We start from the raw sequence: 12,445 nt of genomic DNA on the forward strand, positions 1-12,445 counted from the left end.
GAATCTCTTCCGGTTAAAGCTGGGCCAGCTTTTGCAGCATCTGGTCCGACACCGTGATAGCCTTGCTGTTAATTTCGTAGGCGCGCTGGGTGGTGATCATGTTGACCATTTCCTCGACCACGTTGACGTTCGACGTTTCCACGTAGCCTTGCATCAAGACGCCCGCGCCATTGGTACCCGGCGTATTGGTGCCCGGGCTGCCCGAGGCGCCCGTTTCCACGTACAGGTTTTCGCCCTTCGATTCGAGGCCCGCCGGATTGACGAACGTGGTCAGCTGCAAGGTGCCGATCTGCGACGGCGCGGCGGTGCCGGAGACGGTGACGGAGACGGTGCCGTCGCGCCCGATCGTGATCGACTGCGCATTGGCGGGCACGGTAATGGCAGGCTGCACCACAAAACCGGACGAGGTGACCAGCTGGCCGTTGGCGTCGCTCTGGAACGAGCCGTCGCGGGTGTAGGCGGCGGTGCCGTCGGGCAGCAGCACCGAGAAGAAACCGGCGCCGTTGACCATTACGTCTTTCGAGTTGCCCGTCGCCTGGGGATTGCCTTGCGTGTGAATGCGTTCGATGGCGACGGTGCGCACGCCGGAACCGATCTGGGCGCCGGACGGCAAGTTCGTTTGCTGGGAGGACTGGGCGCCGGGCTGGCGGATATTCTGGTACAGCAAGTCTTCGAACACCGCGCGCGAACGCTTGAAGCCGTTGGTGCTGACGTTGGCCAGGTTGTTGGTGATGACGTCAAGCTGGGTCTGCTGCGCTTCGAGGCCGGTCTTGGCCGTGTACAGGGAACGGATCATGGTTTTCTCCAGTTACGGTGGCAAGGCGAAGTTTGCCGGCCACCGATCATTGAAGACCATTATGCGCGGGTGCTACTTAATTCAAAGCGAGGATCTGGGTAGCTTTACCGGCGTTGTTCTCGGCGTTCTTCATCAGGCTCATCTGAAGCTCGAAGCTGCGCGCCAGTGAAATCATTTGCACCATCGAATCGATCGGGCTGGCGTTGCTGCCCTCGAGGGCGCCGCCGGCCACGACCACCGACGGGTCGGCCGGGGCGGCGGCCCCGTCCTTCAGGCGGAACAGGCCGTCGTCGCCGCGCACCAGGTCTTTTTCGGGCGGATTCACCAGTTTCAGGCGTCCCAGCACGGTGGGCGCGCCCGGCTTGGTGGTGGTCGCGATGGTCGAGATGGTGCCGTCGCCGCCGATGGCGACCGTCACTTCAGGCGGCACCGTGATCGGGCCGCCGTCGCCCTGCACCGTCTGGCCCTGGGCCGTTTGCAGCAGGCCGTTGGCGTTCATTTGCAAGGCGCCGTGGCGGGTGTAGGCTTCGCTGCCGTCGGGCATTTGCACGGCGATCCAGCCTTTGCCCTTGAGGGCGACGTCGAGATCGCGCCCCGTCATTTGCAAGGGGCCGGCGCTAAAGTCCGTGCCCGCTTCGGTGTTGATCACAAAGGCGCGCGTGGGCAAGGCGCCGGCCGGGCCGACCACGGGCACGGCGCGAAACACGTCAAGCTGGGCGCGAAAGCCGGTGGTGGTCACGTTGGCCAGGTTGTTGGCGGCGGTGGCCTGCTGGTCCAGGATGTGCCTGGCGCCGCTGGCGGCGGTGTAGATCAGTTTGTCCATGGGGTTCCCCGACACGCTTGGCGGAATGCGCTACGCTTTTCCGCCCTACGGTCCAATGCGAATCGATTTTTCCACCCGCCCGGCGCGCCGCAAGGGCACGTGGGGCGAATTTTCCACCCGCCCGGCGCGCCGCAAAGGAACGTAGGGCGGAAAAGCCTTGGCGCATTCCGCCATGCTCAGTGTTAACGCAGATTGACCAGCGTCTGCAGCACAGAATCCTGCGTCTTGATGGTCTGCGCGTTGGCCTGATACACCCGCTGCGCCGTGATCATGTTAACCAGCTCAGCGGTCAGATCGACGTTCGAGTTTTCCACCGCCGACGACTGCAGCACGCCCAGGCTGCCCGAGTTGGGCGTGCCCACCAGCGGATTGCCCGAGGCCGACGTTTCCGCCCAGGCGTTGTTGCCCAGCGGCGTCAAGCCGTTCGGATTGGCGAAGTTGGCAAGCACGATCTGGCCCAGCGCGTGCGACTGGCCATTGCTGTACTGGCCCAGGATGATGCCGTCGGGACCGGCCGCAAAGCGCTGCAACTGGCCGGCCGTGTAGCCGTCCTGGGTGGTCTTCTTTTCGCTGGTGGCCGCGCCGTACTGGGTCGAGTTGGCAAAATTGAGTTTCAGCGTGAGCGTGTTGGCCGAACCGGTGGATGGAAAGATCGGCAAATCAATCTTCAGCGGCAGCGTTTGCGGCGCCATCGCCGAGGCGCTCAGCGCGCCGCTGGTGTCAAAGCGCAGGTAGCCCGAACGCACGGCGGGCACCGTCACCGCCGCCGCAATCAGGGCGTCGATGCCGTCCGGATTAATGCCGACGGTGGTGCCGGCGCTATTGGCCGCGGCCTGGATTGCAGCGAGCGTGGTCGGGGTCGCGCCGGCCGCCGCAGCGGCGTTCTTGACGGCAGTCGCGGCGGCCTGGGCGTAGGACACGGCCTGGGCCGAGGTGTCGCCCGGCGGCGTGGCGGCCGCGGCCTGGTAGTTGTCGCGCGCGGTCATGGACGCCGGATCGTCCTGGGCAGCAGCCGCTACTTCCTGGTTGGTAATTTCCACGCCATCGACTGCGCTGTAGACGTCCCACTCGCCGCCGTCGGTTTTCACATAGTAAGTCGACATCACGTGCGGATTGCCCAGGCTGTCGAAGACGTCGATCGGGGTCTGCTTGTTGTAGCTGGTCGGGTCGTTGGCGTTGAACGGCGCGGTCACGGGAACCACGCTGCCCGAATCGAGGTTGATCTCGGTGTCCACGCGCGAGGTGGCCACCGGTTTCAGGTCGGCGGTATTGATCTGGATGGGCGACGGCGAACCGGCCAGGATGGCGCCGGTCGGGCCGGCGGCAAAACCGGTCAGCTTGGCGCCCTGGGCGGTGACCATGAAGCCTTCCTTGTCCAGCGAAAACTGGCCGTTGCGCGAATACTGTGTGGCGCCGGCCACGGTGGTGCGGAAAAAGCCCGCGCCATTGATGGCAATGTCGAGCGGATTGTTCGACGCTTCGACGTTACCCTGGGTGAACTGCTGGGCGATCTGCGAAACCTTCACGCCGATCCCGGCCTGGTTGCCGCCGCCGCCGTTGAGCGAATTGGCGTACACGTCGGCGAACTGGACTTGCGAACCCTTGAAGCCGACCGTGCTGGCGTTGGCGATGTTGTTGCCGATGACGTCGAGCTGTTTTGCAGCGCCGTTCAAGCCGCTAAGTCCCTGTTGGAAAGACATGTGATTCTCCTGAAATGTTAGTGAATGCGGCCTGGCGCTACAAAATCTGGCGGATGTCGGCCATCGAGACCACGCCCAGCGTCGGCAAGTTGAGCTTGACGCCATCCTTGGGATTGGTGGTGACGCTGGCCACGCTGTCGAACGAGAGCGTCTTGGCGTCCTTGAGCACTTCTTCGCCGCGGGTGGCGACGACGCGAATCAAAAAATTGCCGTCGCGCAGAGTGACCGGCTTGCCGTCCGCGCCCATTTGCGATGGATCGGGCACGCCGTCCCACGCGATCGGCGTGATGCCCGGCTGCTGCGCTCCCATGTCGATCACCTGCACGTCCTTGCCGGTGCGCGGGTCGGTAATGATGACTTGCACCTTGTCGGCGGCGCTGCCGACCTCCACGCCCATGATGCCCTTGCCGCCGGCCAGCGCCACCTTGTCGCCGGCCACCAGCACGCCGTGGCCGATCATCGTGGCCGCCTGCAGCGATTCCGACGACTGGTAGCTCGACTTGAGCGACTCGAGCGTGGTATTTAACTGGTTGATGCCGGTGACGGTCGAGAGCTGGGCCAGCTGGCTGGTCACTTGCGCATTGTCGAGCGGGTTCATCGGATCCTGGTTTTTCATCTGGGTGATCAGGAGCGTCATGAACTTGTCCTTGTCGGCGTCCACGCTGGCGCCGGCCGTGCTTCCCTTCTTGGCATTGACGGTGTTCATCAAGTCTTGGGAGACATAGCCGGGCAGAGTTTGAATGGTAGTCATGGCATTTTCTTCGTCGTTTACTGACCAAGCGTCAGCGTTTTCATCAGCAGCGCCTTGGCTGCATTCATGGTTTCCACGTTGGTCTGGTACGACCGGGAAGCCGACAGCATATTGACCATCTCATCGACCACGTTCACGTTTGGCATCGCCACATAACCCTTGTCGTCAGCCAACGGATGTTTTGGATCGTATACCTGTTTCAAAGGCGACGGATCGTCGATCACCTGCTGAACCTTGACGCCGGTGCCGCCGCCTTCGGTCTGCACGGCCTCGAAAACCACCTGTTTAGCCCGGTAAGCCTGGCCCGTGGCGCTGCTGGCGGAATCGGCATTTGCAAGATTGCTGGCAACGGTGTTTAACCTTTGCGCCTGTGCGCTCATGGCCGAACCGGAAACATTAAAGATATTAAAGAGCGACATGATCAAGAACCTCCCTGGATCGCGGTCAGCATGCCGCGGATCTGCATATTAAGAAACGTGACGCCCGCTTCGTAGCGCAGGGCGTTGTCGGCGAACTGATTGCGCTCGACATCCATGTCGACCGTGTTATTGTCGGCGGCGCCCTGGGCCGGCATGCGGTACTGCACCGGCGTGCCGTTGGGCAGGTAGTCGCCACTGCCGCTGATCGGCATGTGGGCCGGCGCCGTCTGCGCCAGTACGCCGGCCGGCGGGGTGCCGCTGTTGCGCGCCACGACCGCCTGCAAGGCGCTGGCGAAATCGATGTCGCGTGCCTTGTAGTTGGGCGTGTCCGCATTGGCGATGTTGGACGCGAGCACTTGCTGGCGCTGCGCCCGCAGCCCCAGGGCCGCCTCGTTAAAACCCATGTATTCGTTGAGTTTGCCAATCATGTCGTTCGCCTCGCGTTCGCCTCGTTATATGACAGGATCGATAGTACGTGGGCTTGGGGCTTGCTAATCGGGCGATCAAGATGGGTAAACGGCGGCTGTTCATCACTTCGCCCCCCTCGCGCGAGGCCTATCATCGCTTCACTAGATAAAGGCGCCCACCATGAAAACCCTGTTGACGATCGTACTGTTCCTTGCCGCACCGTTTGCTCTGGCCCAGGCGCCGGCACGCCAGGACCTGGAGTCGCTGCGCCAGATGGCGCAGCAATATCTGGTCACCCAGAGCGCCGGCCTGCCGGGCAAGGTCACCGTCACGGTGGGCGCGCTCGACCAGCGCATGAACCTGGCCGCCTGCCCCGACCCGCAGCCGTTCCAGCAGCCGGGCGCGCGCGCGTGGGGCAAAACCACGGTCGGCGTGCGCTGTCTGGCGCCTACTGCCTGGACGGTGTATATTCAATCGCAGGTAAGCGTGCAGGCCGAGTACGTGGCCGCCGCCACGCCACTGGTGCAGGGCCAGACCATTGACGCGTCGCAGCTGGTGATGGTCAAGGGCGACCTGGCGGCGCTGCCCAACGGCGTGCTGACCGATATCGCGCAGGTCGTCGGGCGCACCAGCAGCATGTCGGTGCAGTCAGGGGCGCCACTCCGCGCCGACCTGCTGCGCAGCAAACCGGTGGTGCAGCAAGGCCAGGCAGTGCGCGTGGTGTCGGGCGGCGCCGGGTTCCGGGTGACGGCCGAAGCGCGCGCGATTGGCAACGCCAGCGAAGGCCAGGTGGTGCAAGTGCGCACGCCGGCCGGGGCGATTATCAGCGGCGTGGCCAAGGCCGGTGGATTGGTGGAAGTTGTTTTCTGAATATTTCAGGAAGTAGACGCAACAATGCTGCCGGTCGCGCTAAAGTTTACGGGGATGGCGCCGTAATAGATGCAGACCATGGAGTTTCCACTCCGCGCAGAGAAGGATGATGCCGTGAAAATCAACGATACAATCAAGGGTGGCCCTGCATTGGCGGCAGCAAATACGCCAGCACACAGCGCCAAAAACGCCGAAAAAGCCAGCACCGCAGGGCCGGCCAGCACCGACAGCGTACGCTTGTCGTCGCAGGGGCAAGCCATGTCGGCGGCAGCGAGCAGCACGGGCGTGTTCGACACCAAAAAGGTCGAGCGCATCAAGCTGGCCATCGCCGATGGGCAGTTCAGTATCAATTCAGAGAAAGTCGCAGACGGCTTGCTGGAAACAGTGCGCGACCTGTTGCATTCCCGCAAACGCTAATTGAAGCGACGAAGGCGAGCTTTTCATCATGTCCACGGCCAGTGCACACACCACGCTGCAAGACGAACTAAAACTGATCAATTGCTTGATCGACCTGATGAAACAGGAACAGCAATGCCTGGTGGCCGCCGATACCGACGGCCTCGGCACGCTCACGTCGCGCAAGACCGAGCTGGTTGAACAGCTCGGCACCCTCGCCGCCCAGCGTCACGCGAGCTTGCAGCAAGACGGCTGCGACGGCTCCGAAGCGGGCATGCAGGCGTGGGTGAAGCGGCTGAACAATCCCGCGATCCAGGCCAATTGGCAGCATGTGCTGGAAAAAATGCGCGCGGCGAAAGAACTGAACCGCATCAACGGCATGCTGATCAACAAGCAGATGACCCACAACCAGAATTTGATACAAGCCATGCGCACGCCGTCGCATGCGGTCGATACGGGGTTTTATGGCCCCAGCGGGCATGCGACGCCGGTCAGCGGGAAGCGGCCGTTGGTGGTGGGATAGAACTGACTTGCTACTTCCAGGAAAACCGGCCGCGCGTCGGTTTTTTTGTTTCTAGCCCCCAACAACATCGTGCTCGCGCACCACAACGATGTAACGCTGCTGCATGACTTTCGCAAGGGCGATGGAGACGTTCCTCCACCTTGCGTGACTAAATTGACACATTTCATAAATCAACTTTACTTCTGCGCGTGAATCCGTGAGTATCAGTCACGGGTTTCCGGTATAGACAAGTAATATTTTGTCACGGCAACTTCTATAAAAAGCTGCACGCCAGCGCCGGCCACAAGCTGGTCAATGCGCGATGCGGCAAACAACACGACTCATCTTCGGAGGAAAACAATGAATTGGAATAACGTAGGCAAGGCAAGTGTTGCAATCGTCGCAGGCGTGGCATGCATCGGCGCACACGCAGCGTCCAAGCACGGCGTGACCGCCACCGTGGCGGCCGAGAAAAGTTCGTTGGGCAAGAACGACAACGTCACCGTCCGCCTGACCATCACCAACACCTCGGCTCAGCCGCAAATGGTCTTGAAGTGGCATACCGCGTTTGCCGAGATTGAAGAGTCGCTGTTTGAAGTGACCCGCGACGGCGCCAAAGTTCCCTACCTGGGCGCCCACTACAAGCGCGGCACGCCAACGGCGTCCGATTACTATCTGTTAAAGCCGGGCGCCTCGCACACGGTACGCGTTGAACTGTCGGACATGTACGACATGAGCATCACGGGCCAGTACACGATTGCTTACAAGGCAGCGTCAGTGAACCTGTTCGGCACCCACGAGAAAACGGTTGGCGAGATCACCTCGCCGGTGGCATCGGTATGGATTGACGGCGCCCAGCCGCGCGGCGCCCAATCGATCGCTGGCAAGGCGCCGGCAGACACCGGCTATTCACTCGCCGCACTGTCGTTCAGCAAGTGCACCGCCGCCCAGCAGGGCGAGATCACCCAGGCCATCGGCGTGGCCAGCGGCTATGCCAACAATGCCACCAGCTACATGGGCGGCGCGCTCGGTGCTCGCTACAGCAAGTGGTTCGGCGCCAGCGATGCCGGCCGCATCGCACACGTGAAGGCCAATTACACCGCCATCAAGGGCGCGTTCGACAGCAAGCCGATCACGGTCGACTGTGGCTGCAAGAAGACCTACTACGCGTATGTCTACCCAAACCAGCCTTACAAGATCTACGTGTGCAAGGCGTTCTGGACGGCGCCGATGAGCGGCACCGATTCCAAAGGCGGCACGCTGGTCCATGAAATGAGCCATTTCACGGCCACCGCCGGCACCGACGACTGGGTCTACGGCCAGTCGGGCGCGGCCAGCCTGGCGATCAGCGATCCTGCCAAAGCGACCGACAATGCGGACTCGCACGAGTATTTTGGCGAGAACACGCCGGCGCAGAACTGATCAGCCGTGCTTCACGACAAGCCGGCGTCCTTGTGGGCGCCGGTTTTTTTCGTCTCGCCGGCAGCGCTGAACTAACTGTGGAAATAATGTTACACCGCTGGAACGGTCCACGACAAACATTTGTTTATTTGCCCTTGTAAGCGTTCAAAATTTAACAATCCATTGTCACAGTGCTCAAGCCAGATGTGACAGTAACAACTTGTTTTCATAGCGGGCCCGTTAAAATTTCTTTGGAGAACCAACAAAAGTTAAAAACATTAAACATTCGCCTATTTGACACAATTACCGATGATTCAACGTTTACTCGGCATCCGGGTTTATGTGACGATGAATTGTTGAGCTCGGTTTTATATGCATGACGGCTCAGCGGACAACGACAACCACATATACTTCACGGAGCAGAAATGAACTTGAATACATTGGTAAAAGCTGGCGTATCGATTGCTACACTCGCAGCATGTTTCTCCGCACAGGCTGCATCTAACGGCGTGACCGTCAGCATTGCACCGGAAAAAAATTCGCTCAAAAAAGATGACGACGTTGTCATGCGCGTCACCATCACCAACACCTCGGCCAGCCCGCAGTACGTGCTCAAGTGGCATACCCCGTTCTCCGGGATCGAAGACCATATCTTCGAAGTCACGCGCGATGGCGTGGACGTGCCCTACCTGGGCCGCCACTACAAGCGCGGCGCGCCAACGGCCAAGGATTACTACCTGCTCAAGCCGGGCCAGTCGCACACCAGCCGGGTTGAACTCTCGTCGGTCTACGACATGAGCGTGACGGGCGACTACGCCATCAAATACCACGTTGCATCGGTCAACCTGTTCATGCCGAGCAAAGGCTTGCCAAGCATCTCCGCCGCACCGGTTGGCGCCAACGTCGACGACCTGGCATCGGCGCCGGTATCGATGTTCATCGATGGCCGCCTGCCGCGCGGCACCGTGGTTGGCACGCCGTTCGAGCTGGCCAAGCAAGGCGCGGGCACCCCGGGCGCGATGAGCCTGGCCACCACCGGCTGCACCGCGTCGCAATCGAGCTCGATCACGTCGGCCATCAGCGCGGCCAAGACCATGGCCAACGGCGGCGTCAGCTACCTGAACGCCGGCACCAACGGCACCCGCTACAAGAAATGGTTCGGGACCTACAGCTCGACCCGCTACGCGACGGCCCGTTCGCACTTCACCGCCATCAAGGATGCGCTCGACAACAAGCCGATCGTCGTCGATTGCAGCTGCAAAGAGTCGTACTTCGCTTACGTGTACCCGACCCAGCCATACAAGATCTATGTCTGCAACGCGTTCTGGTCGGCGCCAACGAGCGGCACTGATTCCAAAGGCGGCACCCTGGTGCACGAGCTGTCGCACTTTAACGCCGTCGCCGCCACGGACGACCGCGCTTATGGCCAGTCGGCGGCAGCCAGCCTTGCCATCAGCAACCCGGCCGGCGCGCTGGACAATGCGGACTCGCACGAATATTTTGGCGAAAATTCGCCATTCCTGAACTAAGGAAGCACACTTCTTTCCCGGCTTGGGAATTTTGGCGGCGCCGTGCGAACGGCGCCGTTTTTTTATGTGGGCGCGTCGTCGCAACGTCGCGCGTGCGCGCTGGGGCGCTTAGCGCGCGGGTCCGAAAGTGAAGGTCACCGCGGGAACCACGGCCGCCGACACGGCCTCCACCTTGGATGCATCGCCAAGGTAGCCGCCCGTATAACTGAGCTTGTAGGTATGCCTGGGCTTGAAATCATAGCTGCGCGTGATGTCGATGGCGTGACTGATCTTGTGGCCCGGCTTGACGGCGATGAAGTCATCTTTGGTGAACGGGCCGCGCTTGACCATGGGGCCGGTGTAATCGACCTCGGCGCCGGTGGCCGCATCGGTAATGGCGAACTCGCGCCGGAAAATCTGCTTGTCTGCATACACGGCCTTGGGCACGTAGACCGGCTTGCCGCTGGCGTTGTCCAGCGTGAGCTTGACCACGACCTTGCCCCCGTTGGCGTCAACCTGCAACTGCTGTTTTATACTATTCATGCCACCATTCATGCCGCCTCCTGCGTAGGCCACCAGCGGCAGCGCCAGCAGCACCGCCATCATCGATTGAATCAACTTGTTCTCCCCAGGTTAATAGGTGCGCACCTCTTTCGGCGAATCGGGCACCGCCGACAAGATGGTGACGGTGACGCGCCGGTTGCGCGCCTTGCCTTGCGGCGAATCGTTGGCCGAGACCGGCATGTTCGATGCGCGTCCAACGGCCGTCAAACGCGCCGGCGCCACGCCGCTGTCGATGAACAAGCGTACCACGCTGCTGGCCCGTACGGCGGACAGTTCCCAGTTCGACGGGTAGAGCGCAGTGGCGATTTTGGTGTCGTCGGTGTGCCCTTCGACCTGCAGCGCGTGGGTGTCGTTGCGCAGCACCACGCCAAGGGCGCGCAGCGCCTGGGCCGACTCGGGGGCCAGACGCGCCTCGCCCGGGTCGAACAGCACGCTCGCGTTGATCTCCACCGTCACGCCCAGCGCGGTCTGGGTCACGCGCACCTTGCCTTCCTTGACCAGCGGCGCCAGGGCGGCCGACAAGTCCTTGGCCAGCTTCTTGAGCGTTTCGGCTTCGCGCCGCAAGGCTTCGTTGCGCTTTCTCATGGCGGGCGTATTGACGGGCGGGGCCAGCGTGGCCATCGGCTGCACCTGGCCGGGCACGCTGACCGCTTCGCGCTCCTTGCCGGTAAAGGCTTTGTCGAGCGACAGCGCAAAGGCCTTGTACTTGCCTTCGTTGACCACGGAGATGGCGTACATGACGACGAAAAACGCGAACATCAGCGTGATCAGGTCGGCGTAGGAAATGAGCCAGCGCTCGTGGTTGTCCGGCTCTTCGGCAAACCGTTTGCGCGCCATGGTCCGTGCTCCCTAAGCGCGCGACAGCAGGCTGGCGACGCGCTCTTCGATCACGCGCGAATGGTCGCCGCCGGCGATGTCGTGAAAGACGTCGGTCAGGATTTCATACTGCGTGACCGTCTCGGCGATGATGTTTTTGAGCTTGTTGGCGACCGGGTAGTAAAACAGGTTGGCTAGGCCCACGCCATACACGGTGGAGACAAAGGCGACGGCGATGCCGCTGCCCAGCCTGGCCGGCTCGGCCAGGTTTTCCATCACGTGGATCAAGCCCAGCACGGCGCCGATGATGCCGATGGTGGGCGAGTAGCCGGCGGCCGACTCCCAGATCTTGGCCGCCTGGCGCTCCGAAAATTCGTAGGCCGTTACTTCCGTTTCCAGCAGGCCGCGCACCTTGTCGGGCGCGATCCCGTCAACCACCAGGCGCAAGCCTTTCTGGATGAATTTGTCCTGCGACTTGAGCATGAACGGCTCGAGCGAAAGCAAGCCGTCGCGCCGCGCGTGCAAGCTCCATTGCGCGATGTCGCGCGCCAATCGCGTGCGCTGCGACTCGGGCGGGCGAAACACCCAGCGCAGCATGTGCACGCCGCGCAAAAAGGTATGCCGTTCGGTCTGCAGCAGCACCGCGCCAAAGGTGCCCACGACCACGATGATGAAGGCGGCCGGCTGCACCAGCGAGGCGAACTTGCCCCCTTCCATGCCGTGACCGAGCAGCAGCGCGGCCAGCGCGAGGACAATCCCCGCTACGCTGGCCCAGTCCACGCCTGCTCCCGTAGTGTCGCGCGCAGGCGCGCCACCGCTTGCGTATGCAATTGCGATACGCGTGATTCGGACACCCCCATGACGGCTCCAATTTCTTTGAGATTTAATTCTTCTTCGTAGTAAAGCCCCATCAGAATTTTCTCGCGCGGGGGCAAGGCGTCAATGGCGTCGATGACGGCCTGGCGAAAGTCGCCATCCATGAGCGAGCGCAGCGGGTCGGCGGCGTCCACCGCATAGCGGTCCAGAAAACTGTCGTTGCCTTCGCTGTCGTGGAAGTCTTCGTAATACACCAGTTGGTGGCCGCCGCCGTCCGAGAGCATGTCCTGGTAATCGCCCAGCGAGAGCTTGAGCGACTTGGCCACTTCCGATTCGGACGGCGCGTGGCCCAGCTTTTGCTGCAGCGCGCTCATGGCCGCTTCAATTTTGCGCATGTTTTGGCGCATGGAGCGGGGCAGCCAGTCGGACGAACGCAATTCGTCGAGCATGGCGCCGCGGATGCGCAGCACGGCATAGGTTTCAAATTGGGCGCCGTGGGTTTCCTCGTAGCGGGAAATGGCGTCCAGCAGGCCGATCATGCCAGCCTGGATCAGATCGTCGACTTCCACGCTGGCGGGCAACTTGGCCTTCATGTGGTGGGCAAGCCGCTTCACCAACGGCATGTGCTCCGTCAGTAAGTTGTTCTTGTCGGTTTTGCCTTTGACCGTGTACATG

Annotated in this window: 15 protein-coding genes; 5 read left to right on the forward strand and 10 right to left on the reverse strand. The window is 61.8% G+C overall.

All coding sequences use genetic code 11. The annotated features are described in order from the left end of the window. Window positions 1–13: 13 nt before the first annotated feature. The 6 genes from flgG to flgB form a co-directional block, all read right to left on the reverse strand. Window positions 14–796 carry a flagellar basal-body rod protein FlgG gene (flgG, locus tag ACP7BV_RS14255; RefSeq protein ID WP_426104677.1) on the reverse strand — a complete coding sequence of 261 codons (783 nt, stop codon included), beginning with the start codon at window positions 794–796 and terminating at the stop codon, window positions 14–16. A 76-nt stretch (window positions 797–872) separates the two neighbouring features. Continuing rightward, complete coding sequence (flgF, locus tag ACP7BV_RS14260; RefSeq protein WP_426104679.1) at window positions 873–1,619, reverse strand: flagellar basal-body rod protein FlgF; 747 nt, start codon at window positions 1,617–1,619, stop codon at window positions 873–875. Between the two features lie 182 nt (window positions 1,620–1,801). Beyond that, window positions 1,802–3,319: a flagellar hook protein FlgE gene (locus ACP7BV_RS14265; RefSeq protein WP_426104680.1), complete on the reverse strand. Its 1,518-nt coding sequence runs from the start codon at window positions 3,317–3,319 to the stop codon at window positions 1,802–1,804. Between the two features lie 37 nt (window positions 3,320–3,356). Beyond that, a complete protein-coding gene (locus ACP7BV_RS14270; RefSeq protein WP_426104682.1) occupies window positions 3,357–4,070 on the reverse strand; it encodes a flagellar hook assembly protein FlgD in 714 nt (237 codons plus the stop codon). 17 nt (window positions 4,071–4,087) lie between these two features. After that, complete coding sequence (flgC, locus tag ACP7BV_RS14275; protein ID WP_426104765.1) at window positions 4,088–4,489, reverse strand: flagellar basal body rod protein FlgC; 402 nt, start codon at window positions 4,487–4,489, stop codon at window positions 4,088–4,090. Between the two features lie 2 nt (window positions 4,490–4,491). Next, window positions 4,492–4,917 carry a flagellar basal body rod protein FlgB gene (gene flgB, locus ACP7BV_RS14280; RefSeq protein ID WP_426104683.1) on the reverse strand — a complete coding sequence of 142 codons (426 nt, stop codon included), beginning with the start codon at window positions 4,915–4,917 and terminating at the stop codon, window positions 4,492–4,494. Between the two features lie 160 nt (window positions 4,918–5,077). Between flgB and flgA the strand changes: the two genes are divergently transcribed. The 5 genes from flgA (at window position 5,078) to ACP7BV_RS14305 (ending at window position 9,595) form a co-directional block, all read left to right on the forward strand. Continuing rightward, window positions 5,078–5,767 (forward strand): flagellar basal body P-ring formation chaperone FlgA, encoded by a 690-nt coding sequence (gene flgA / locus ACP7BV_RS14285; RefSeq protein WP_426104685.1) that lies wholly within the window; start codon window positions 5,078–5,080, stop codon window positions 5,765–5,767. 114 nt (window positions 5,768–5,881) lie between these two features. Beyond that, a complete protein-coding gene (gene flgM, locus ACP7BV_RS14290; RefSeq protein WP_426104687.1) occupies window positions 5,882–6,184 on the forward strand; it encodes a flagellar biosynthesis anti-sigma factor FlgM in 303 nt (100 codons plus the stop codon). Between the two features lie 28 nt (window positions 6,185–6,212). Further along, the gene (locus tag ACP7BV_RS14295; RefSeq protein WP_426104689.1) at window positions 6,213–6,686 is read left to right on the forward strand and encodes a flagella synthesis protein FlgN; all 474 of its coding nucleotides are present in this window, start codon (window positions 6,213–6,215) and stop codon (window positions 6,684–6,686) included. 339 nt (window positions 6,687–7,025) lie between these two features. Next, window positions 7,026–8,087 carry a M35 family metallo-endopeptidase gene (locus ACP7BV_RS14300; protein WP_426104690.1) on the forward strand — a complete coding sequence of 354 codons (1,062 nt, stop codon included), beginning with the start codon at window positions 7,026–7,028 and terminating at the stop codon, window positions 8,085–8,087. 404 nt (window positions 8,088–8,491) lie between these two features. Next, window positions 8,492–9,595: a M35 family metallo-endopeptidase gene (locus ACP7BV_RS14305; protein ID WP_426104692.1), complete on the forward strand. Its 1,104-nt coding sequence runs from the start codon at window positions 8,492–8,494 to the stop codon at window positions 9,593–9,595. 108 nt (window positions 9,596–9,703) lie between these two features. Here the strand turns inward: ACP7BV_RS14305 and ACP7BV_RS14310 are convergent, their stop codons facing one another. The 4 genes from ACP7BV_RS14310 to ACP7BV_RS14325 are packed head-to-tail and all read right to left on the reverse strand — an operon-like array spanning window position 9,704 to window position 12,444. After that, window positions 9,704–10,192: a hypothetical protein gene (locus ACP7BV_RS14310; RefSeq protein WP_426104694.1), complete on the reverse strand. Its 489-nt coding sequence runs from the start codon at window positions 10,190–10,192 to the stop codon at window positions 9,704–9,706. A gap of 15 nt (window positions 10,193–10,207) precedes the next feature. Continuing rightward, window positions 10,208–10,975 carry a flagellar motor protein MotD gene (gene motD, locus ACP7BV_RS14315; protein WP_426104696.1) on the reverse strand — a complete coding sequence of 256 codons (768 nt, stop codon included), beginning with the start codon at window positions 10,973–10,975 and terminating at the stop codon, window positions 10,208–10,210. A gap of 12 nt (window positions 10,976–10,987) precedes the next feature. Further along, window positions 10,988–11,734 carry a flagellar motor protein gene (locus tag ACP7BV_RS14320; protein ID WP_426104697.1) on the reverse strand — a complete coding sequence of 249 codons (747 nt, stop codon included), beginning with the start codon at window positions 11,732–11,734 and terminating at the stop codon, window positions 10,988–10,990. Next, window positions 11,716–12,444: an RNA polymerase sigma factor FliA gene (locus ACP7BV_RS14325; RefSeq protein WP_426104699.1), complete on the reverse strand. Its 729-nt coding sequence runs from the start codon at window positions 12,442–12,444 to the stop codon at window positions 11,716–11,718. The genes ACP7BV_RS14320 and ACP7BV_RS14325 overlap by 19 nt, the downstream gene beginning before the upstream one ends. Between the last annotated feature and the right edge of the window lies 1 nt (window position 12,445).

The organism is Massilia sp. TSP1-1-2 (genome assembly GCF_049896185.1).
In the GTDB taxonomy this organism is placed as follows: Bacteria; Pseudomonadota; Gammaproteobacteria; order Burkholderiales; family Burkholderiaceae_D; genus Telluria_A.